Source organism: Halobacillus seohaensis (genome assembly GCF_042663045.1).
Lineage (GTDB): Bacteria > Bacillota > Bacilli > Bacillales > Halobacillaceae > Halobacillus_A > Halobacillus_A seohaensis.
The window spans coordinates 356,454-379,845 of the sequence record NZ_JBHSZV010000004.1 but is presented as its reverse complement, the minus strand read 5'-3'; the positions used below and the strand labels follow the sequence as shown (position 1 = coordinate 379,845).

The following is a 23,392-nucleotide window of genomic DNA, read 5'->3' as shown; positions in this document are numbered from 1 at the left end:
TACGTTAGAGGCAAAAAACCGCAGGAGCATCCCTCTTGCGGTTTTCCTTATGAAAGGTTGTGCAAGATGAACATCCCGTCCGCTTATATTCATATTCCATTCTGTCAGCAAATTTGTCATTATTGTGATTTCACGAAATTCTTTTATAACGAACGATTGGCTGATGAATACTTAGAAGCACTGGAAAAAGAAATCCATACGTATATTCCCGGAGAGAAGGCAAAGGTCCACACGATTTTTGTTGGGGGAGGAACTCCAACGGTTATAACCGCAAAACAATTGGAGAAACTATTACAAATGATTGAAGACCACTTTGATTTAGACAATTGTAACGAGTATACATTCGAAGCCAATCCAGGAGATCTTGATTTAGAAAAAGTAAAACTATTAAAGGCATATGGAGTAAACCGAATTTCCCTTGGTGTACAAGTTTTTGATGATGAAATGCTCGAAAGGATTGGCAGAGTGCATCGTATAAAAGATGTGTATACTAATGTGGATCGGTTAATACAAGAGGGTTTAACAAACGTGAGTATTGACTTGATGTATGCTCTCCCAGGACAAACAGTTGCTGGTTTTGAAAAAACAATAGATGAGGCATTACAATTTGACCTTCCTCATTATTCGTCTTACTCTTTGCAAATTGAACCTAAGACCGTTTTCTATCAACGTTATAAAAAAGGACAGCTTGCTAAGGCACCTGAGGATGACGAAGCTGAAATGTATGAACTTCTCCAAACAAAACTTGCAAACCATGGCGTGAAGCAATATGAAATTAGTAATTTTGCAAAGCCTGGTTATGAGAGTCAGCACAATTTGACATACTGGAATAATGAATATTATTTCGGAATTGGGGCGGGTGCTCACGGGTATATGCCAGGTGTTCGAACGATCAATATTCGTCCCCTTCCTGCTTATGTTAAACAGGCGATGGCAAATGGACGGCCTGTACTTCATGAAGAACCCGTAGGGCTTAAAGAACAGATGGAAGAAGAAATGTTTCTCGGACTTAGAAAAGTAAATGGAGTTTCAATGGAGCGATTTGAGAGAAAATTCAACCGCCCCGTTACAGATGTTTTCCATCAAGCTATTCCTTTTCTAAAAGGACGCGAACTTCTTGTGGAATCAAATGGAATGCTTCGTTTGTCAGAGCGTGGAAAATTGCTAGGCAATGAGGTTTTTCAGGAATTTTTATTAGATTCTTAAAAAACAATGTATATCCATTGACATCACCCAAGCCTTTTGATAATTTATTATTAGATTTAGCACTCACTTAATTCGAGTGCTAACAGAGGTGATTAACGATGCTAACGGATAGACAATTATTAATTCTGCAAGTCATTATTGATGATTTTATCCTGACTGCGCAACCGGTTGGTTCTCGGTCAATATCTAAAAAAGAGGAAATCACTCACAGCTCAGCCACAATAAGAAACGAAATGGCTGATTTAGAAGAAATGGGTTTCTTGGAAAAAACTCATTCTTCATCAGGACGTGTGCCTTCTGAAAAAGGGTATCGTTTTTACGTCGATCATTTATTATCGCCTCTAAGTTTATCCAATCAAGAGTTGAGGACGATAAGGCATGCCTTTGAAGATAAGATGATGGAGTTTGAACGTGTAGTGCAAAAATCAGCTGGTATCTTATCAGAGTTAACAAATTACACATCTATCATTCTTGGTCCTGAAGTTTTTGAGACGAAATTAAAGCAATTGCAAATTGTTCCTTTAAATGAGCATTCTGCAATAGCTATTCTCGTAACTGATACGGGGCATGTTGAACACAGGGCTTTTAATATCCCTGTAGAAATGGGAAATTCTCAACTTGAAAAAATGGTTAATATTTTAAATGATCGATTATATGGGGTCCCTCTCGTGAAGCTTTATGAAAAGCTACAATCAGAAATTTACGAGTTAGTGAAGATTCACACGGATGAACACGAGCATGCGTTCTCTTATTTACAAGCAGCTTTGTTGGATGATCATCAGTCAAAACTGTACATTGGTGGAAAGACAAATATCTTAATGCAACCAGAGTTTAAAGACTTGGAAAAAGTTCGTTCTTTATATTCCATTATTGAACAGGAAACCCAAATGGCAGATCTGCTGCGTTCTGGAGAGCAAGATGTACTAGTTCGTATCGGTCAAGAAAACCCATTTGATGCAATGCAAAATTGTAGTTTAATTACAGCCAGGTACACGTTAGGAAATGAGCAGGTAGGAACAATTGCCTTACTTGGCCCGACTAGAATGGAATATAATCGGGTGATCTCTTTACTTGACGTTTTATCTAAGCAAATGACAAATACGTTCCGTGGTTGGTATTAAATTTGGGTAGGAAATTGCTATAGATAGAGTTTCACCATTTCCATCCCTTATTGTTGTGTTTTGCTTTTTGTAGGAGATATATTCGTGTTATAGTCATTAACGGTAAACGGAATTAAGGAGGTGGATGTTATGGCTGAAAATAAACAAGAACAAGCAAATGAACAAGAAATTATTGATGACCCAATCAATGATGAAGCAACTGTAGAAGATTATCCGGCTGAAGATAGCGAAGTGAAAAGTGAACTTGAGCAACTTCGCGAAGAAAAAGAAGAGGTTCAAAATCGACTTCTTAGACTCCAGGCCGATTATGATAACTTCCGTCGACGAACTCAAAAAGAAAAAGAGGCAGACAGGAAGTATAAATCACAATCTTTAGTTGAAGAGCTAATTCCTGTAATTGACAACTTCGAAAGAGCTTTACAGGTGGAAGTTGATGGGGATTCTGCTCAAAACTTTGCAAGTGGAATGATAATGGTCTATGACCAAATTCAGGCTGCACTTGAAAAAGAAGGAGTAGAAGAAATTTCTGCTCAGGGAGAAGAATTCGATCCCAATATTCACCAAGCAGTTATGCAGGTGGAAGATGAGAATTATGGCTCAAACATAGTTGTGGAACAGATGCAAAAGGGATATCGCTTGAATGACCGAGTGGTTCGCCCGGCTATGGTTAAAGTAAATCAATAATAATTAATGTGAATTTTGTAGAGGAGGATATAGATTATGAGTAAGATTATTGGAATTGACTTAGGTACAACAAACTCTTGTGTTGCAGTAATGGAGGGTGGAGAAGCAAAAGTTATCCCTAACCCAGAGGGTAACCGTACAACTCCATCAGCTGTTGCATTTAAAAATGGAGAGCGCCAAGTAGGGGAAGTAGCAAAGCGTCAGGCAATTACTAACCCGAACACGCTTCTTTCTATCAAACGATACATGGGTACAGATCACAAAGTAGATGTTGAAGGAAATGAGTATACACCTCAAGAAGTATCTGCAATCATCTTGCAATATATTAAAGGCTATGCTGAAGACTATTTAGGTGAAACAGTAGAAAAAGCTGTAATTACAGTTCCAGCCTACTTTAACGATGCAGAGCGTCAAGCTACAAAAGATGCTGGTAAAATTGCAGGACTTGAAGTAGAGCGTATCATTAATGAGCCGACAGCTGCTGCACTTGCTTACGGTATTGATAAAGAAGATCAAGATCAAACAATCTTAGTTTATGACCTTGGTGGCGGTACATTTGATGTATCAATTCTAGATATTGGTGAAGGTACTTTCGAAGTAGTTTCCACAGCTGGTGATAACCGCCTTGGTGGTGATGACTTTGATGAAGTAGTCATCAATCATATGGTAGCAGAATTCAAGAAAGAGAATGGCATTGATCTTTCACAAGATAAAATGGCGAAACAACGTTTGAAAGATGCTGCTGAAAAAGCGAAAAAAGATCTTTCTGGTGTAGCACAAACACAGATTTCTCTTCCATTTATTACAGCAGGAGAAGCTGGACCGCTACACTTAGAAATGAATCTAACTCGTGCTAAGTTTGAAGAATTAGCTTCTGATTTAATTGAACGTTCTATGAAGCCTACTCGTCAAGCAATGAAAGACGCTGAGATGAGTTCTAAAGACATTGACAAAGTACTACTAGTCGGTGGATCTACTCGTATTCCAGCAGTACAGGAAGCCATTAAGAAGGAAGTAGGCAAAGAACCTTCTAAAGGCGTTAACCCTGATGAAGTTGTAGCGTTAGGTGCATCTATTCAAGGTGGCGTACTACAAGGGGATGTGAAGGATGTTGTTCTTCTAGACGTAACTCCACTTTCTCTAGGTATTGAAACAATGGGTAGTGTAACAACTAAGCTTATCGAACGTAATACAACGATTCCTACTAGCCACTCCCAAGTATTCTCAACTGCTGCTGATAACCAAACAGCTGTAGATATTCACGTTCTACAAGGGGAGCGCGAGATGGCTCAAGATAACAAAACACTTGGTCGTTTCCAATTGACGGATCTTCCGCCTGCTCCTCGTGGTGTACCACAAATTGAAGTAAGCTTTGATATTGATGCTAACGGAATTGTAAATGTTCGTGCGAAAGATATGGGTACGAATAAAGAGCAATCCATTACCATTAAGTCTTCTTCAGGCCTATCTGATGAGGAAGTAGAAGATATGGTTCGTCAAGCTGAGGAAAATGCTGAAGAAGATAAGAAGAAACGTGAAGCAATTGAACTACGCAATGAAGCGGATCAACTTATTTTCACAACAGACAAAACGATTAAAGATCTAGAAGATAAAGTATCTGAAGAAGAGAAACAAACGGCTGAATCAGCTAAAGAGGAACTACAAACAGCTCTAGAAGGCGAAGACCTTGATGTCATTAAAGAGAAGAAAGAGGCTCTAGAAGAACAAGTTCAAAACCTTTCTGTGAAACTTTATGAGCAAGCTCAACAACAAGCAGAAGCTGCTCAAGGTGAGCAAGGAAACGAAGAAGAAGAAGAAGTTGTAGATGCTGATTACGAAGAGGTAAATGAAGACGAAAACAAAAAGTAAAGGTTGAAATGAAAAAGTCAAAGTCAGGATCTTCTTGACTTTGACTTTTTTCAGGTAGAGGAAAAGTCAGCTAAGAATATATGCTCTCATTATTGATTTCAGGCGATTGTATTTTTCTTAAATCATTTGCCTGACTATGATAGTGAGTGTTAATATTAACTTTATGCAATAGTGTCCGGGAGAGTGATCAACAAGTGAGTAAACAAGATTATTATGACGTGTTGGATGTATCTAAAGATGCTTCCAAAGAAGAAATTAAAAAGGCTTACCGTAAATTAGCACGGAAATATCATCCAGATGTAAGTGAAGAGGATAATGCTTCCGAAAAGTTTAAAGAAGCAAAAGAAGCTTATGAGACATTAAGTGATCAACAAAAGCGTGCTCAATATGATCAGTTTGGTCATGCAGGTCCTCAAGGTCAAGGCTTTGGTGGATTTGGCGGCGGAGCGGAAGACTTCGGTGGTTTTGGAGATATATTTGATATGTTCTTTGGCGGTGGTGGCCGCAGAAGAGATCCAAATGCTCCTAGAAAAGGCGCAGATCTTCAATATTCCATGACATTGCAATTTGAGGAAGCGATTTTTGGTAAAAGCACCGATGTTGAAATTCCTACAGAGGAATCATGTGATACGTGTGATGGTTCAGGTGCTAAACCAGGTACCTCTCCTGAAACCTGTTCACATTGTCAAGGAAGTGGACAGATTAATCAGGAACAAAACACACCATTTGGTCGCGTAGTCAATCGTCGTGTCTGCCACCATTGTCAAGGAAGTGGACAAACGGTTAAGGATAAATGTAATACATGTGGTGGCGACGGTAGTGTGACTAAACGTAATCAGATTCACATTGATATCCCTGCAGGTATAGATGAAGGCCATCAGATTCGTGTACCTGGAAAGGGAGAAGCTGGTGTAAATGGCGGACCAGCGGGAGATTTATTTGTTGTGATTCAAGTTCATCAACACGAATTTTATCAACGTGAAGGTGACCATATTTTCTGTGAGATGCCATTAACTTTCGCACAAGCTGCTTTAGGTGATGAAATTGAAGTCCCAACGGTGCACGGAAAGGTGAAACTTAAGATTCCAGCGGGCACCCAAACAGGAAATACGTTCCGAATGAAAGATAAAGGAGCCCCTAACGTACATGGTCGTGGACAAGGTGATCAACACGTGAAAACTCGTGTAATTACACCGAAGAACCTTACAGATCGACAAAAGGAACTTATCCGTGACTTTAATGATATTAGCGGAAACGAAGCAACAGAAGAACAACATGGAACTTTCTTTGAAAGAATGAAGCGTGCATTTAAAGGTGAATGATACCAAGGTAGAGTGTCTAGAGGTATAGATTTTTCGGGGGTTCCCGGTGTCTAAGATCTAGACACTCTCTTAATTTATTAATAATCCATTTTAAAAAAGTGAGTTGGTCCTATTATGAAGTGGTCGGAAATATGCATTCACACAACTAATGAAGCGGTTGAACCAGTTTCAAATATTTTGCATGAAGCGGGCGCAAGCGGAGTGGTTATTGAGGATCCTAGAGATATGATTAAAGAAGAAACAGGACTGGGAGAAATTTATGAATTAAACCCAAAAGATTACCCTGAAGAAGGTGTCTACGTCAAAGCTTACTTACAAATGAATAGCTTTTTAGGAGAAGCCGTTGAGTCGATAAAACAATCCGTAACTAACTTAGAACTTTATAATATCGACATCGGTAATAATAATGTTTCTCTAAGTGAAATTCAGGAAGAAGATTGGGCTACAGCATGGAAAAAATACTATAAACCAGTCAAAATTTCAGAGCGAATTACAATTATCCCCACATGGGAAGACTATAAAGTAGTCTCTAGCGATGAACTTATTATCGAAATGGATCCTGGTATGGCATTTGGGACAGGCACTCATCCGACAACAGTGTTAAGTATGCAAGCATTAGAACAATATTTAGAAAAGGATGATCTCGTATTTGATGTTGGTTCTGGATCAGGAATTTTAAGTGTGGCTGCTGTACTTCTAGGGGCTGAACACGTACATGCTTTTGATCTAGATGATGTTGCTGTGAAAAGTACGATAATTAATGCTGAGCTCAATCAAGTTGAAAATCAAATTACATCGAAAAAGAACAATTTATTAAACGACATAGAAATAAAGCCAGACTTAATCGTTTCTAATATATTAGCTGAAATTATTGTCCAATTTGTTGATGATGCCTATAAGCTTCTAAATAAAGACGGATACTTTATAACTTCAGGTATTATTTCTGGTAAAAAAGAGCTCGTACTTGATCGACTAAAGCAGGCAGGATTTGAAATTGTAGAAACAAATACAATGGAAGACTGGGTTTCCGTAATCGCTAAAAAATAAGGTGTGATATAGAGTGCAACGCTATTTTGTAAGTGATTCTAATTGGGATCAGGCTAATGTTTATATTATAGGTGATGACGTTCACCATATGACAAACGTCATGCGCATGAAAGAAGGAGACACGTTAATAGCTGTACATCCTAATCTAGGTGCGGCTATTTGTTGTATTAAAGTTTGGGAATCTTCTGATCGCATTAAGTGTGAAGTTATTCAATGGGTTGAAGAAAAAGTTGAATTACCTATTGATGTGACCATTGTTCAAAGCATCGGAAAAGGTGATAAATTAGAACAAGTGGTACAAAAAGGTACAGAACTAGGTGCGTGTGCCTTCATTCCTTATCAAGCAGATCGTTCTGTTGCAAAATGGGATCATAAAAAAGTTGACAAAAAACTGCAACGTTTAAGAAAAATCGCTAAGGAAGCTAGCGAACAATCCGAAAGAGTAAAAATACCAACCATTCATCCTCCATTGACTTTAAGTGAAATTAACAACTTAAAATCATTTGATAGAAAATTAATGGCTTTTGAAAACGAGGCTCGTTACGGTAGAGGTCAGCCTCTTAATGTTGAATTATCGACCATTAAAGATGGGCAATCCGCTGTGATAGCCTTTGGTCCAGAAGGTGGGTTTTCAGAAAAAGAGGCAGAAAACTTCCAATCGTATGAATTTAAGCCGGTTCGTTTAGGTCCTCGAATTTTACGTATGGAAACAGCTCCGCTTTATTTTTTATCCGCAATTTCCTATGAATTTGAAGAAAAGTAATAACCGATCAGTTATGTGTTAATCAGCCAGTGAAATGCGGGAAAAATAAGAAACTTCAGCTTAGCAAGAGCCATAGGTGAACAACCTCGCATTTTGAAATAGCCCATGCTATGATACAATAGATGTACGAACAACCAATTGAAAGGAAGATATCCTATGGAACAAAATTTGGCGAAACTGATTGATCATACACAATTAAAACCAGACACTACGAAAGCAAAAATTGAAGAAATTTGTAAAGAAGCTCGAGAGTATAATTTCATGTCAGTTTGTGTGAATCCCTACTGGGTAAGCTATTGCAAAGAATTGCTTGAAGGTACAGATGTTAAAGTTTGTACAGTGATAGGTTTTCCTTTAGGTGCAACTACAACTGAAACTAAAGTTTTTGAAACTCGTCAAGCGATAGAGAATGGCGCGACAGAAGTGGACATGGTAATTAATGTGGGAGAATTAAAGTCTGGAAATACTGATTTTGTTAAAAAGGATATTGAGTCAGTTGTAAACGAAGCTAAAAGTAAAGCTTTAGTTAAAGTAATCATTGAAACTTCTTTACTTTCTGAGGAAGAAAAAACAACAGCTTCAGAACTTACAAAATTAGGTGGTGCTGATTTTGTTAAAACATCAACTGGATTTTCTGGTGGAGGAGCAACCGTTGAAGACATTAGTTTAATGCGTAAAGTTGTTGGACCGGATCTTGGAGTGAAGGCTTCTGGTGGTATAAGAGATTATAAGGGAGCAAAAGCAATCATTGAAGCTGGAGCAACCCGCATTGGAGCAAGTGCTGGAATAGCTATTATTAATGGGGAACAAGGCACTTCGGACTATTAATATCTTACTGATGATGTATTAATAATCTTCAATATAAAAACAATATGGCAAAAAAAGTTGACCATACCTCCTCAGTATAATATAATTATCGAAGGTATGGGGGGTTCTCATACATTAAAGAAACAGTCTTTTTGCTTCGGAGGGAGGGAAATAGCATGTCAAAAACAACTCGCGTTCGTAAAAACGAGTCTCTTGAAGATGCTCTTCGTCGCTTCAAGCGCGATGTATCGAAAAGCGGTGCATTATCTGAATATCGTAAGCGTGAATACTACGATAAGCCTAGCGTACGCCGCAAGAAAAAGTCTGAGGCCGCTAGAAAGCGCAAGTAAGTGAGTTTAAAGAGGGTGTAAGTAGATGACTATTACAGAACGTCTGAACCAGGATATGAAGACAGCGATGAAAGCAAGAGAGAAGAAAACTCTTTCTGTTATTCGAATGGTCAAAGCTTCTTTGCAGAATGAAGCTATCAAACTGGGAAAAGATGAACTATCTGAAGAAGAAGAACTTACTGTTTTATCTCGAGAGGTAAAACAAAGAAAAGATTCCCTCCACGAGTTTAAAGAAGCTGGACGCGAAGATCTTGTAGAAGAACTTAATCAAGAAATTGAGATTTTACAAGTATATATGCCTCAACAGCTATCTGAACAAGAACTTGAGCAGGTTGTTCAGAACACCATCAAAGAAGTAGGAGCATCATCTAAAGCCGATATGGGTAAAGTCATGAGTGTTGTAATGCCTAAAGTGAAAGGCAAAGCAGACGGGTCTAAGGTGAATCAGTTCGTACTTAAACAATTGTCATAATTGTTAAAGGTCTCTCTTTTTTTAAAAAGAGAGACCTTTTTGATTTTTATGAAACTTAATTTATAATGAAAACGTATAGATAGTATTCGACGGATAAGATAGAATGAGGGGGGTGGATGATTAATGAAATTCTTTCGGCTTTCCATACTTAGCATGATTGTTTTGCTAGCAGCTGGATTATCTCTGTCTCAATTACTAACGACAGCAAGTGCTGAGGGTGAAGGAGATCAAGTATATGTTATTCCTGTTGAAAGTACAGTAGAAAGAGGGCTGACCGCTTTCCTTGAACGTACAACGAGCGAAGCCATTGAAAGTGGATCTGACCATATCATATTTGAAATTGACACTCCTGGTGGAAGAGTGGATGCTGCTGGAGATATTGGGGAACTGCTGCAAGATCTCGACATTCCAAATACTGCTTACATTACAAGTCAAGCATATTCAGCTGGTTCATATATAGCGCTAAACGCTGATCAAATTTACATGAAGCAACAGGCTACTATTGGATCGTCTGGAGTTATTAATTCTGATGGTACTGCTGCTGATAAGAAAGCGCAGTCAGCGTGGATTTCCTCGATGGTTGCTGCAGCAGACTCTAATGATCGCAATCCTATTTATGCTCGTGCGATGGCAGACAGCAGCATAGACTTACCCGATTATGGAGCTGCGGAAGGGCAATTTCTAACTCTAAGTCCATCTGAAGCTTTAGAAGTTGGATATTCAGAAGGTATTGTCCAAGACCGAGTGGAATTACTAAGTGAAATTGGTCTATCCGAGGCAAAGATTGTTGAAACTAACCCAACACCAGCAGAAAACTTTGCTCGGTTCTTAACAGATCCTGTCGTCATCCCCATTCTATTATCAGTGGCAAGTTTAGGTCTTGTCGTCGAGTTGTATTCCCCTGGTTTTGGTATTCCTGGAATTATGGGCTTAACATCCTTAGTTCTGTTCTTCTATGGACACATAGTGGCTGGATTAGCAGGGTATGAAGCAATTATTTTGCTTGTTTTAGGTGTTGGATTAATTGTCACTGAATTTTTTGTAACTAGCGGATTTCTGGGGATTGTTGGAATCGTTGCTATTGTAACATCACTAATGCTTTCCTCGGCGGATATGGGGCAAATGGCAATGAGTATAGGAATTGCTCTGATTGTTACCATTGTTGTTTCTGTCATATTATTTAAAACGATAGGGATAAATAGAGGATTTTTTAAAAAGGTGATTCTAAATGATTCAACCTCTTCAGAGAAAGGCTATGTATCTTCAGTCACTCGATTAGAATTAATTGGACTTGAGGGAGAGTCTCTAACACCATTACGACCCTCGGGTACGGCTGTTTTTGATGATGAAAGACTAGATGTTGTGTCGGAAGGAAGCTTTATCGGGGTGAATCAACGTGTGAAAATTATTAAAACAGAAGGTTCAAGAATCGTGGTACGTGCGCAAGAAAATTTAAAGGAGGAATAAAAGATGACAATCCAAGAACTAATGCCGATTATTATCATTGGTATCATCATTATTGTATTAGCTGTACTATTTACGTTTATTCCAGTCATGCTATGGATTAGCGCATTGGCTGCAGGAGTAAAAATAAGCATTCTTACGCTTATCGGGATGCGACTGAGGAGGGTAATACCTTCACGGGTTATTAACCCGTTAATTAAGGCGCACAAAGCCGGTGTGAATGTAGACACGAATCAGCTCGAGAGTCACTATTTGGCCGGTGGTAACGTGGACCGAGTTGTGAATGCCCTCATCGCTGCTCAGCGTGCGAACATTGAGTTACCATTCGAAAGAGCGGCTGCTATTGATTTAGCTGGTCGTGACGTTTTAGAAGCTGTGCAGATGAGTGTTAATCCTAAAGTGATTGAAACCCCATTTATTGCAGGTGTAGCGATGGATGGTATTGAAGTTAAAGCAAAAGCTCGAATAACCGTTCGTGCCAACATTGACCGACTCGTTGGTGGTGCTGGTGAAGATACAGTGATTGCCCGTGTAGGGGAAGGGATTGTATCTACGATTGGTTCTAGTAAAAATCACAATAAAGTACTTGAGAATCCAGATATGATCTCTCAAAACGTATTAGGTAAGGGGTTAGATGCAGGTACTGCGTTTGAAATCCTCTCAATTGATATTGCTGATATTGATATTGGTAAAAACATTGGTGCGATTCTGCAAACGGACCAAGCAGAAGCGGATAAAAGTATTGCTCAAGCGAAAGCTGAGGAACGTCGTGCAATGGCTATTGCACAAGAGCAAGAAATGCGAGCTCGCGTCCAAGAGATGCAAGCTAAAGTTGTTGAAGCTGAAGCTGAAGTACCACAAGCACTTGCTGAAGCTCTTCGTTCAGGTAAGATGGGTGTTATGGACTATATGAATTATCAAAATATTAACGCCGACACAGACATGAGACAAACATTAGGTGATATGTCTGATAAAGATAATGACGAGCAGTAATTTTCCTACCGATGTAAAGGAGAATTCTTATGAATGATCTATTGGAATTAATATTCAGTAACTTCTTGATTGTAGCTGCGATTATCGGTGGACTGATTAGCTGGTTTTCAAGTATGAATAAAAAGGAAACGGAAAAACAAAACCGTCCTAATCAACCGAAGCCAACAGCTACTCCTTCTGGTCAAAGAAATCAGAGACCTCAGGTACCTGAAAAAGAGTTAGCTAGAGGTGGAGAGGTTGCTAGTAAAACTAATAATCGCGTTGACGACTATTATGAACAAAAACAGAAGCGTTTGGATGATTTACAAGATTATCAAGCCAATCGAGATCAAAAATCCCTCACATTTGATGAGAATACGGATTCTGATCCTAATGAATTGGAAGTGTTCGTTCAAGAAGGATCCAATAAAAAAAATTCTTCAATAGTTTACTCAAATAAGTGGAGTAGGAGCAGATTAGCTGATGGTATTATTATGTCCGAAATCCTAGGGCAACCGCGTGCATACAAGCCTCATAGCTCCCATCCTAGAAAAAGATAAAAGAAACGCACGAATTGTAGTGATACAATTCGTGCGTTTTTCGTATGTATAAGGTAAGGGGGGAGCCACATGACAAAATGGCAAAATCAATTGCGTAATTGGGTGAGCCAATATTTTGACCTACCAGCCGATGTGATGCTCGACCTTCCAAGAGTAACAACAATAGGATCAATCCACGCATACATAGAAAATTGTACAGGTTTATTACACTTTTCAGATGTAGAAGTTCGGGTTCAATACCGAAGTGGACAGTTGTCTATAAAAGGTAAAGACTTACGAATTAAAATGATGTTAAAACAAGAATTGCTACTGGAGGGACAGCTACTTTCCATTGACTTCATAAATGATGAAAAGGGAGGGGGGGTGTAATGGCGAAAAATCAAATAACTATGGTAAATGGATTCATTACAGTGAGAGTAACTGGACCAAATATCGAATCATTTATGCAAAACTGTGTGAAGGAAGGTTGTTACTTATTCAATGTCAAATATTTTGACGAGCAATACGTTCACATGTCCCTTCGGTTACAAGATTGGCCTACATTTAGAAAACTGAGGAAAAGTCACAAGTGCAAAATAAAAATTTTGACAACAAAAGGCTTTCCCTTTGCTTTTAATAGAATGAAAAAGAAGACGGCTGTATGGATAGCATTTTTTTGCAGTTTACTCGCGGTTTTTTTATTGGCAAATACGTTATGGTCGATTAAAATCGATGGTTTAGATAAAGAACTTGAGGCCCGCGTGGAGAGTCGATTAATATCCTATGGTATACAGCCAGGCTCGATGACTTTTTCAATGAAACAACCTAGAGAAGTACAACGGCTATTACTGGAAGATATACCAGACTTACTTTGGGTAGGTGTTAAGAAACAAGGGACAAGTTATCAGCTTTACGGAGTTATGCAGACTAATTATGATGAAGAAGAAGAAGCTCAGCCTTCTGATATTGTTGCGACGAAAAAGGGACTGGTGACTAAAATGTTTATCTCAAAGGGACGTCCCTTAGTTGAAGTTAATGATGTAGTAAAGAAAGGTGAACTCCTTGCTACTGGTGAATTAAAAGAGGACAGTGGAGAGTACATTGAGTCTGTCGGAGAAGTAATAGCTGAAACGTGGTACCGAGTAGAGATTGATGCTGAAACTCAGTCTAATCAAGTATTAACAGATGGAAACTCTTCATCCTCTTACTCGCTTTTGCTACACAAATTTAAAATTCCGGTATGGGGCTTTTGGAGAAAGAATGAAAAGGAAGAGCGAGTGGAATCCTATGACCAATCCTTTCATCTGTTTGGATGGGAAACTCCCATAAGTATGCAAAAAAACACATTCTTTTCAAAAGATATTCTGGGAGATTCATTATCTAAGAAAGACTCGATTAAAGTAGCAACTGAAACAGCACAAAATTCACTTCTACTTCAGTTAGAAGAAGGTGCAAAAATTATAGAGGGAAAAATTTTGCACCAGCGTGAGGAGAATGGTAAAGTAAAATTAATCCTATTATTTAAAATTCAAGAAAATATAGCAGAAACTAAGTATGTTTCCCAAGGAGATTGAGTATGCAAGGAAACCTAAAGACAATCGACATACAATTAAATAATCCAACAGAGGCTCTTTCATTATTTGGTACAGAAGATCGTCATTTGAAGCGAATTGAGGAACAGCTAAAGGTCACTATCATTTCTCGAGGTGAACAAGTAAATGTTTCTGGTGAGGCGGAACATGTTCAATTGGTTGAAGATGTTTTGTTATCCATATTAGCAATTATTAGAAAGGGTTTATCTATAACGGAGCGTGATGTAGTTTACGCAGTCGAACTTGCAAAAAAGGGTAAAATAAATCAATTTGAAGCTTTATTTGAAGATGAAATTACGAAAAATGCAAAAGGTAAATCTGTTCGAGTAAAAACATTAGGACAAAGAAACTATGTAGCCGCAATTAAAAATCATGATCTGGTCTTCGGAATTGGTCCAGCAGGTACAGGGAAAACATATCTCGCTGTCGTTATGGCTGTAAACGCACTAAAAAACGGTGAGGTTAAGCGTATAATATTAACACGTCCAGCTGTAGAAGCTGGTGAAAGTCTTGGTTTCTTACCTGGAGATCTAAAGGAGAAGGTCGATCCATATCTAAGACCTCTATACGATTCACTACATGATGTTTTTGGAGCAGAGCATACAACAAGGTTAATTGACCGAGGAACAATTGAGATAGCTCCCCTAGCTTATATGAGAGGGCGAACTCTTGATGACGCTTTTGCCATTTTGGATGAAGCGCAAAATACTACCCCTGAACAAATGAAAATGTTTTTGACTCGATTAGGTTTTGGATCAAAAATGATCATTACTGGGGACGTTACGCAAGTTGACCTTCCTAAAGGAATGACTTCTGGATTAAAAGCAGCTGAACAAAAATTAAATAATGTTAAAGGTTCTTCATTTATTCACCTTGACCAGACTGATGTTGTACGACATCCCCTGGTACAACGTATCATTGATGCCTACGAAAAAAATTCATGATAAGGCCCGTAATAAGGGCCTTTATTACTATCTTTACATGGAATAATATGTAATGCAGGGGTGATTGCGTGTTTCAAGACCTAAAAAAACGATTTGTAATACCTTATAATAAGTGGGTTAATATTGGAATCGCATCTTTTTTTCTTGCGTGTTTATTTTTCTTGTTAAGTTTTACAAATGTACATACTGAAACTTATAATTTAGAAAAATTTAGTGTAGCTAATGAAACAATCCGTTCACCAATAACGATAGAAAATGAGAAAAAAACAGAACAAAGAGTAAGAGAAGCTACTCAGTCTGTGGAAGATCGATATCAAATATCAACTTCGATTTCAGAAGAAAGAATGGGATATGTACAAGAAGTGTTTGAGGCTGTAGAGGAGGTAAGCCGGTCAGAATCTAACAGTCTTTCTACAGATGAAAAGTTAAACCAGCTTGACTCGTTGTTATCAGAATCCATAACAGACAACTTACCTATAGAAATATTCCATCCATTTATTAATGTATCGGACGAAGAATTAGAACAGACCAAGGGATTATTACTTAACTCTCTGGAATCTTACTTTAAGGAAGGCATCCGTACAACGGATCTAGAGGATGCTGAGCAGACCTTTCAATTAAAAGTTCGTTACTCATCTATAGCAGAACGCTTAAAGGAAGAGACGACAGAACTAGGTAAATTTGCTTTAGTTGAAAATGCATTGTTTGATGCGGAAGCCACAGATAGCGCCCGTAATAATGCCGCAGAACTTGTCCAACCTGATATGATCCAAGCAGGTGAAGTCATCGTTTCAGAAGGATTAACCATCACAAGTGATATTTATGATGAGCTTGAACTCGTAGGGTTATTGAATGATGAAAGAAATGTCATGCCATATTTAGGATTGGCCTTATTTTCTCTTCTGTTGTCAGCAGTCTTGTTTTATCATTTTCAAAAGATGGTACTTGAGGAAAATCATACGAACCGTCATGTGTCCGTTGTTGTGCTTATTTCCGTGCTAATTATGTGTCTAATGAAGGGAATTAGTCTGTATTCACTAACGAATGAATCGCTTTATTACATTATGCCTGTAGCGATGGGAGCTATGTTAATTAAACTATTGTGTAACGAACGTTTTGCCATTCTTATGAGTATTATTTTTGCGCTAATGGCAATGTTTTTATTCAATGGTGGGGTAGCTGGGTCATTAAATGCCCACGCAGGAATTTATGTGTTGTTTTCTCAATTGGCAGGTCTGTTTTTTCTGTGGAATACGAGCGATCGTCCATTCATCGCTAAAACTGGAATAGGAATTGCTTTAGTAAATTGTATGACCCTAAGCTTTATAGTATTCCTTTCATTTGAAAAGTATAGCTGGTTAGATTGGTTTGAATATGCCGGTTACGGGTTGATTAGCGCTTTATTATCCGTTATTCTGACCTTTGGCTTACTTCCACTAATAGAAACATTATTTGACATATTATCAGACAGTAAACTGATAGCATTATCAAATCCCAATCATAAATTGCTGAGGAAGATACTGACGGAAGCGCCTGGTACTTACCATCACAGCGTAATGGTGGCCAACTTAAGTGAATCGGCTTGTGAAGCTATTGGTGCTAGAGGTTTACTAGCACGGGTTGCGGCTTATTACCACGACTTAGGAAAAACCGTTCAACCTCACTATTTTATAGAAAATCAAATGGGAATAAAAAACCCTCACGATTTTCTAAAGCCTGAACAAAGTGCTAAGATAATAATTAACCATCCCTATGATGGAGCGGAAGTTTTGGAAAAGGAGAAGTTGCCTAAAGAGATAATAGATATCGCTAAGCAGCACCATGGAACAACTTTATTAAAATATTTCTTTTATCAAGCAAAAGAAAAGGGTAAGGATGTAGATGAAGGCTTCTTTCGGTATCCAGGTCCCAAACCACAAACGAAAGAGGCTGCGATTGTCTGTATTTGTGACTCCATTGAAGCAGCTGTTAGATCTTTGGATCATCCGACTCATGAAAAGATCAAAGGTATCGTCCATTCCATTATTGAAGATCGAATGTTAGATGGTCAATTAGATGATTGTAGTTTAACGTTTAATGAATTGAACAAACTAGAACATGCGATTTGTGAAACCTTACAAGGTATATTTCATTCTAGAATACAATATCCAAACCAAAACCAAAACAATTCCGTGAAGGAGGCAAAATAAATGATTCACGTCGATTTTCATGATGAGACAAATTCTGTTGACGAAGCGTTTGTTGATCTAGTAGAACGTATCATCCAATTTGCAGCAACAAAAGAGGAAGTTCCAGCTGAAGCTGAGCTTTCTATATCATTTGTTGATAATAAAGAAATTCAAGAATTAAACCGAAATTATCGTCAAAAGGATCAGGCGACTGACGTTATCTCCTTTGCTATGCAAGAATTAGGTGAAGGCGAAGTTGAAGTTCTTAATGAGGATTTGCCTGTATTATTAGGAGATATCATAATTTCAGTTGATATGGCGAATGCCCAGGCTAAGGAATATGATCATTCATTGGAAAGGGAATTTGGCTTCTTAGCCTTACATGGTTTTCTTCATTTACTTGGGTATGATCATTCAAACAAAGAGGATGAGAAGAAAATGTTTTCTCGCCAAGAGGAAATTTTACATGAATACGGATTACAAAGATCGTAACCATAAGAAATGGATGGGGCTGAAGTACGCCGTTCAAGGGGTTAAACATGTTTTTCAAACGGAGAAGAATTTTAAGACTCACTTTTCAATGAGCATAATTGTAATTATTTTAGGGTTTTTTCTCCGCGTTTCTTTGGTAGAATGGGCTGTGCTTTTTACAATTATGGCCTTAGTGATTTCTCTTGAAATGATCAACTCAAGTATTGAGCGGATCATGGATTATTTAAGTCCTGAGTGGCATTCGATAGTAGGAGATATTAAGGATATTGCTGCAGGTGCTGTTCTTTTAGCTGCTGTTAGTTCAATCATCATTGGTTGCCTGATTTTTTTGCCAAAATTGATTGCTCTTTTTTAAAGGTACAAAATGTTTAATGGAGGAAAGTATTATGGAAGAAACATTTAAATCCGGATTCATAGCTATTGTTGGTCGACCGAATGTAGGAAAATCAACATTTATGAACCGTGTGATTGGTGAAAAAATAGCGATTATGAGTGATAAACCACAAACAACAAGGAACAAAATACAGGGTGTCCTAACAGAAAAAGATGTACAAATGATCTTTATTGATACTCCTGGAATCCACAAACCTAAGCATAAGCTTGGGGATTATATGGTTAAAGTAGCCGAAAATACTTTAAATGAAGTGGATGCAATTATGTTTATGATCAATGCGGAAGAAGGCTATGGACGTGGAGATCAATTTATCATTGACCGTTTGGAGCGCATCAATCAGCCTGTATTTCTAATTGTGAATAAAATTGACAAGGTGCATCCTGATCAACTACTGCAGTTAATTGATCAGTATAGGACAATGTTAGATTTTGAAGAAATTGTTCCTATCTCTGCTTTAGAAGGAAATAATGTAAATCATTTACTGGGTGTATTGAAAAATCATTTACCTGAAGGTCCGCAATTTTATCCAGACGATCAAATTACTGATCATCCAGAGCGATTTATAGTAAGTGAACTAATTAGGGAAAAAGTTTTACATTTAACCCGTGAAGAAATCCCTCATTCTATTGCGGTTGTCATTGAAACGATAAAGCCAAGGGAAGATTCAAATGCTGTGTTTATACAAGCGGTTATTATTGTTGAAAGGAACTCTCAGAAAGGGATTATTATCGGTAAACAAGGTAGCATGCTCAAAGAAGTAGGGCAACGAGCTAGAAAAGATATAGAAACCTTACTGGGCAGCAAAGTGTATTTAGAACTTTGGGTAAAAGTTCAGAAAGATTGGAGAAATAAACAAAACCAACTAAGTGATTTTGGCTATAATAAAGAAGAATATTAAGATTGGTAAATATTAAAACTAATCGTTTTGAGCAGGTGAAGCAACCTAAGGATATCATTACATTTCTTTTATGATTCTAAGAAAGGCGGTGTTTCTTGTGCTAGACCTATCTTGGCATGTGTTTAGACAGACAGGAAACATAGATACCTATTTGTTAATGAAGGAATTAGAAGACAACGGAGACACGAAAGAGGATAACGCTTTATCTGCTACAGAACAAGAAGATTCAACCACGTAATTACAAGAGCAGGTGAATTGCTTTGTGTTAGAAAAAGTAGAAGGCATTGTCATCCGTACAAGAGATTACGGCGAAACGCATAAGATCGTGACATTACTAACTAGAGAAAAAGGGAAAATTGGCGTTATGGTCAGAGGGGCAAAAAAACCAAAAAGCCGTATGTCCTCCATTACGCAACCATTTATCCATGGACAATTTTTGATTCATATTGGATCAGGGTTAGGATCGATGAGTCAAGGGGAAATGCTCAGCTCTCTTCGCTCGATTAGAGAAGACATTATCAAGACAGCATATGCTTCTTATTTAGCTGAACTATCAGACAAACTCATTGATGAAAAACATCCTGATCCTTTTATTTATGAACAATTACTTCAGACATTGGTTTGGATGGATGAAGGTAAAGACTGTGAAATACTAGTAATGATGTATGAATTGAAATTGTACCGCAAAGCCGGATTCGCTCCTAAAGTAGATGCATGTACGAATTGTGGAAACGAAACGGGACCATTTGCCTTCTCTGTTGCAGAGGGAGGGTATTTATGTTTTCGTTGCAAGCATATAGACCCACATTCCTACGGCTTAACTGAGCCTTTATCAAAATTATTGCGTTTATTTTTACATATGGATGTGAAAAGGTTGGGACAAATTTCTATGAAAGAGGAAAATAAAAATAAATTACGTCTTCTCATGGATGAGTATTATGATCGCTATGGGGGCTATTTCTTGAAATCGAAGAAGTTTCTTAAACAGATCGATTTGTTTAAGGATAATAATTGACAAACGAGTAATGATTCAGTAAGATTTATTTACCAATAATGATTGTGTTGAAGGGAAGTAGTAATCGTTCCATATGTTAATAGAGAGCTCGTGATGGTGGGATTCGAGCGGCATATAGCGATGAAGGCAGTCTGGAGCAATATCCGTTTAAAGTGGCTTTCAATCATGAAAGCAAATAGGGTGGAACCGCGGAAACCCCGTCCCTATGTCTTATAGGCATAGAGACGGGGTTTCTTTATGCTTTATTAACTAGGAGGTAGGTATTTATGAACATTCAAGAAATGATATTAACTTTGCAGAACCATTGGTCCAACGAAGGTTGCTTACTTATGCAAGCCTATGACGTTGAAAAAGGTGCGGGGACTATGTCTCCAATGACTTTATTAAGAAGTCTTGGACCTGAACCGTGGAATGTGGCTTACGTAGAGCCTTCAAGGAGACCATCAGATGGACGCTATGGTCAAAACCCTAATCGATTGTATCAGCATCATCAATTCCAAGTAATTATGAAACCTTCTCCAAATAACATTCAGGAGTTATATTTGGATTCTTTAAAAGCTTTAGGTATTGATCCCGCTAAACATGACATTCGATTTGTGGAAGATAATTGGGAGAACCCTACCCTTGGAGCTGCAGGGTTAGGATGGGAAGTTTGGTTAGACGGAATGGAAATTACTCAGTTCACCTATTTCCAGCAAATTGGTGGCCTAGAAGCACGTCCTGTGTCTGCTGAAATTACTTACGGTTTAGAACGTTTAGCTTCTTATATCCAAGATAAAGAAGATGTGTTTGAACTAGAATGGACCAATGGTGTTACGGTAGGAGACATATTCTCACAACCAGAGTATGAACATTCAGTATACACTTTTGAAGAGTCGAATGATGATATGCTATTTGATTTATTTACAACTTATGAAAATGAAGCAAAAAGAATTATGGAGAAGAGTCTTGTTTTTCCAGCTTATGATTATGTACTTAAATGTTCACACACGTTTAATTTATTGGACGCAAAAGGTGTGATTTCTGTAACAGAACGAACCGGATATATTGCCAGAGTAAGAAACCTTGCTCGCTCCATTGCGAAAGCTTATGTTGAGGAAAGAGAAAGGTTAGGATTTCCAATGCTTAAGGAAGGGGAGTCATCTCATGAGTAAAACAGTTTTATTTGAACTTGGACTAGAAGAAATACCTGCTAGATTTATTGATGACGGGTTGGAACAATTAAAAACAAATACAGAAAAGTGGCTTGATGAGCAGCGTATTCCTTATGAGGCTGTTAGAGGGTATGCTACTCCGCGACGTTTGGCTCTACAAATTTTTGGTGTGAAAGATAAGCAACCGGATATTGAAGAAGAAGCAAAAGGACCTGCAAAGAAAATTGCGCTTAATGAAGAAGGTGAATGGTCTAAAGCTGCGGTTGGCTTTTCTAAAGGGCAAGGACAAAATGTTGAAGATATTTATTTTAAAGAAGTCAAAGGTGTTGAATATGTACACGTTAGAAAGTTTATAAAGGGAAAAGAAACAAGTGAATTATTAAGGGATTACAAACATGTACTATTAAGTTTAAATTTTCCTAAAAATATGCGGTGGGGTAGCTATAACCTCCGATTTGTTCGTCCTATTCGATGGATTGTGGCGTTATACGACAACGAAGTTATTCCATTTGAAATCGAAAATGTTCAAACAAATAATGTGACGTATGGCCATCGTTTTCTAGGTTCAGAAACAACTGTTGATCGTGCGGCAAATTATGAACAGATTATGAATAGTGAATATGTTATAGCTAATAAAGACGAACGTAAGTCAATGATTGAAAAACAACTAAACCATTTAGAGGATTTAAAGGGATGGGTTATTCTAAAAGACAGTGAGTTATTAAATGAAGTCACTCATTTAGTAGAATACCCTACGGTGTTTAGTGGAACGTTTAGTGAAGAGTTTCTTGAGGTCCCTGAAGAGGCTTTAATAACATCTATGAAAGAGCACCAAAGGTATTTTCCGGTTCGTACAAAGGATGGTGAACTGCTTCCTTATTTTGTAGCCGTTCGTAACGGAAATGATCAGTACTTAGAGACCGTTTCACGAGGGAATGAAAAAGTTTTAAAAGCTCGTCTATCAGATGCACAATTTTTTTATAAAGAAGATCAAAACGGTTCTCTTGATCAAAAATTAAAAAAACTTCAACGTATGGTATACCAAGTGGAACTGGGTACGTTAGCTGATAAAGTAGAAAGAATTAAGTCTTTAACACAATATATCACTGAACAGCTTGAAATAAGCAATCAGGAACAGATTATGGCGCTTAGAACAGCAGAGTTAAGTAAGTTTGACTTAGTCACTCATATGGTGGATGAATTTACAGAACTCCAAGGGATCATGGGAGAAAAGTATGCAAGAATTTTTGGGGAAAAAGAAGAAGTTGCGGTAGCTATTAACGAACACTATATGCCTCGACAGGCCCATGGAGAACTTCCGAAGTCAGTGATTGGTTCCATAGTGAGTATTGCAGATAAACTTGATACTATTGTTGGCTCAATTGCTATAGGTAATAAACCAACCGGCTCCCAAGATCCTTATGGTCTAAGAAGGCAGTCTCTAGGTATATTACAAATACTAAAAGAATACCACTGGTCTTTAAATGTAGAAGAATTAGTGGATTATGTTATTGATTATTACTTTGAACTTAACTTACCAACGATCGAAAAAAAATCTATAACTCAAGATGTTCATGAGTTTTTTAATACTCGTGCTTCTTATTTATTAAAGGATAAAGGGATAGATCCAGATGTTATTGAAGCGGTATTAGCTAATGGAATTCAAGCGTTTCCTGTTACCTTAATAAAAGCAAACTTATTAACAAATAAACGAAATGATCCACAATTTAAAACAGTTTATGAAGCATTAGGGCGTGTGTTGAATTTAGCGAAAAAGTCTGAAAGTACTCATGTTATCCCCTCTTTATTTGAAAATGAAAGTGAAAGTAATCTTTATCAGGTTTATCAAGATATTCATGAGGAATATCAAACCTTATTACAATCAGGGAAGCCTGAAGTGGCCTTACAACTGTTATCTCAATTAGCAGAGCCTATTCATTTCTTCTTTGATCAAACGATGGTTATGACGGAGGACCATGATGTTCGTTCCAATCGCTTAGGACTATTAACACAAATCGCTAGTGATATATTAGATTTTGCAGACTTGAATGCTATTCAATGGAAACAACAATATTAAGCACCGTTCTTTTACCTAATAAAATAAATGAGATATAATAGT

The 23,392-nt window shown here is 37.8% G+C and carries 24 protein-coding genes; all 24 read left to right on the top strand.

What is annotated here, in order from left to right:
* Positions 1-66: 66 nt before the first annotated feature.
* The 24 genes from hemW to glyS all read left to right on the top strand — a co-directional run bounded on the left by hemW (position 67) and on the right by glyS (position 23,350).
* Positions 67-1,206 carry a radical SAM family heme chaperone HemW gene (gene hemW, locus ACFQIC_RS02240; RefSeq protein ID WP_204706856.1) on the top strand — a complete coding sequence of 380 codons (1,140 nt, stop codon included), beginning with the start codon at positions 67-69 and terminating at the stop codon, positions 1,204-1,206.
* A gap of 98 nt (positions 1,207-1,304) precedes the next feature.
* On the top strand, positions 1,305-2,327 hold the full coding sequence (gene hrcA, locus ACFQIC_RS02235; RefSeq protein ID WP_204706853.1) for a heat-inducible transcriptional repressor HrcA: 1,023 nt from the start codon (positions 1,305-1,307) through the stop codon (positions 2,325-2,327).
* A 129-nt stretch (positions 2,328-2,456) separates the two neighbouring features.
* Entirely contained in the window at positions 2,457-3,011 is a 555-nt protein-coding gene (gene grpE / locus ACFQIC_RS02230; RefSeq protein WP_204706851.1) for a nucleotide exchange factor GrpE, read from the top strand.
* Positions 3,012-3,047: 36 nt separating this feature from the next.
* Positions 3,048-4,880, top strand: coding sequence for a molecular chaperone DnaK (gene dnaK, locus ACFQIC_RS02225; protein WP_204706849.1), 1,833 nt, complete (start codon positions 3,048-3,050; stop codon positions 4,878-4,880).
* A gap of 194 nt (positions 4,881-5,074) precedes the next feature.
* Positions 5,075-6,202, top strand: a complete 1,128-nt coding sequence (gene dnaJ / locus ACFQIC_RS02220) for a molecular chaperone DnaJ (protein WP_204706847.1) — start codon at positions 5,075-5,077, stop codon at positions 6,200-6,202.
* 114 nt (positions 6,203-6,316) lie between these two features.
* Positions 6,317-7,249: a 50S ribosomal protein L11 methyltransferase gene (gene prmA, locus ACFQIC_RS02215; protein WP_204706845.1), complete on the top strand. Its 933-nt coding sequence runs from the start codon at positions 6,317-6,319 to the stop codon at positions 7,247-7,249.
* Between the two features lie 13 nt (positions 7,250-7,262).
* The gene (locus tag ACFQIC_RS02210) at positions 7,263-8,012 is read left to right on the top strand and encodes a 16S rRNA (uracil(1498)-N(3))-methyltransferase (protein WP_204706843.1); all 750 of its coding nucleotides are present in this window, start codon (positions 7,263-7,265) and stop codon (positions 8,010-8,012) included.
* Positions 8,013-8,168: 156 nt separating this feature from the next.
* The gene (gene deoC, locus ACFQIC_RS02205; protein ID WP_204706841.1) at positions 8,169-8,840 is read left to right on the top strand and encodes a deoxyribose-phosphate aldolase; all 672 of its coding nucleotides are present in this window, start codon (positions 8,169-8,171) and stop codon (positions 8,838-8,840) included.
* Positions 8,841-8,995: 155 nt separating this feature from the next.
* Positions 8,996-9,169 carry a 30S ribosomal protein S21 gene (rpsU, locus tag ACFQIC_RS02200; protein WP_079530318.1) on the top strand — a complete coding sequence of 58 codons (174 nt, stop codon included), beginning with the start codon at positions 8,996-8,998 and terminating at the stop codon, positions 9,167-9,169.
* 25 nt (positions 9,170-9,194) lie between these two features.
* Entirely contained in the window at positions 9,195-9,641 is a 447-nt protein-coding gene (locus tag ACFQIC_RS02195) for a GatB/YqeY domain-containing protein (RefSeq protein ID WP_204706838.1), read from the top strand.
* A gap of 123 nt (positions 9,642-9,764) precedes the next feature.
* Positions 9,765-11,108 (top strand): NfeD family protein, encoded by a 1,344-nt coding sequence (locus ACFQIC_RS02190; RefSeq protein WP_204706836.1) that lies wholly within the window; start codon positions 9,765-9,767, stop codon positions 11,106-11,108.
* Positions 11,109-11,111: 3 nt separating this feature from the next.
* Positions 11,112-12,098 (top strand): flotillin-like protein FloA, encoded by a 987-nt coding sequence (gene floA / locus ACFQIC_RS02185; protein WP_204706834.1) that lies wholly within the window; start codon positions 11,112-11,114, stop codon positions 12,096-12,098.
* 29 nt (positions 12,099-12,127) lie between these two features.
* Positions 12,128-12,637, top strand: coding sequence for a hypothetical protein (locus ACFQIC_RS02180; RefSeq protein WP_204706832.1), 510 nt, complete (start codon positions 12,128-12,130; stop codon positions 12,635-12,637).
* A 69-nt stretch (positions 12,638-12,706) separates the two neighbouring features.
* Positions 12,707-13,006, top strand: a complete 300-nt coding sequence (gene yqfC, locus ACFQIC_RS02175) for a sporulation protein YqfC (RefSeq protein ID WP_204706830.1) — start codon at positions 12,707-12,709, stop codon at positions 13,004-13,006.
* Complete coding sequence (gene yqfD / locus ACFQIC_RS02170; protein ID WP_204706828.1) at positions 13,006-14,190, top strand: sporulation protein YqfD; 1,185 nt, start codon at positions 13,006-13,008, stop codon at positions 14,188-14,190. Before yqfC ends, yqfD begins: the two co-directional genes overlap by 1 nt.
* 2 nt (positions 14,191-14,192) lie before the next feature.
* On the top strand, positions 14,193-15,152 hold the full coding sequence (locus tag ACFQIC_RS02165) for a PhoH family protein (RefSeq protein WP_204706826.1): 960 nt from the start codon (positions 14,193-14,195) through the stop codon (positions 15,150-15,152).
* Between the two features lie 68 nt (positions 15,153-15,220).
* Entirely contained in the window at positions 15,221-17,341 is a 2,121-nt protein-coding gene (locus ACFQIC_RS02160; RefSeq protein WP_204706824.1) for an HD family phosphohydrolase, read from the top strand.
* A gap of 3 nt (positions 17,342-17,344) precedes the next feature.
* Complete coding sequence (gene ybeY / locus ACFQIC_RS02155) at positions 17,345-17,812, top strand: rRNA maturation RNase YbeY (RefSeq protein ID WP_204707568.1); 468 nt, start codon at positions 17,345-17,347, stop codon at positions 17,810-17,812.
* Positions 17,787-18,167, top strand: coding sequence for a diacylglycerol kinase (locus tag ACFQIC_RS02150; protein WP_204706822.1), 381 nt, complete (start codon positions 17,787-17,789; stop codon positions 18,165-18,167). Before ybeY ends, ACFQIC_RS02150 begins: the two co-directional genes overlap by 26 nt.
* A 31-nt stretch (positions 18,168-18,198) precedes the next feature.
* On the top strand, positions 18,199-19,104 hold the full coding sequence (gene era / locus ACFQIC_RS02145) for a GTPase Era (RefSeq protein ID WP_204706820.1): 906 nt from the start codon (positions 18,199-18,201) through the stop codon (positions 19,102-19,104).
* Between the two features lie 70 nt (positions 19,105-19,174).
* The gene (locus ACFQIC_RS02140) at positions 19,175-19,342 is read left to right on the top strand and encodes a YqzL family protein (protein ID WP_390216914.1); all 168 of its coding nucleotides are present in this window, start codon (positions 19,175-19,177) and stop codon (positions 19,340-19,342) included.
* A gap of 24 nt (positions 19,343-19,366) precedes the next feature.
* The gene (recO, locus tag ACFQIC_RS02135) at positions 19,367-20,119 is read left to right on the top strand and encodes a DNA repair protein RecO (protein WP_204706816.1); all 753 of its coding nucleotides are present in this window, start codon (positions 19,367-19,369) and stop codon (positions 20,117-20,119) included.
* Between the two features lie 266 nt (positions 20,120-20,385).
* The gene (glyQ, locus tag ACFQIC_RS02130) at positions 20,386-21,273 is read left to right on the top strand and encodes a glycine--tRNA ligase subunit alpha (protein ID WP_204706814.1); all 888 of its coding nucleotides are present in this window, start codon (positions 20,386-20,388) and stop codon (positions 21,271-21,273) included.
* On the top strand, positions 21,266-23,350 hold the full coding sequence (gene glyS, locus ACFQIC_RS02125) for a glycine--tRNA ligase subunit beta (protein WP_204706812.1): 2,085 nt from the start codon (positions 21,266-21,268) through the stop codon (positions 23,348-23,350). Before glyQ ends, glyS begins: the two co-directional genes overlap by 8 nt.
* The last annotated feature ends 42 nt before the right edge of the window (positions 23,351-23,392 follow it).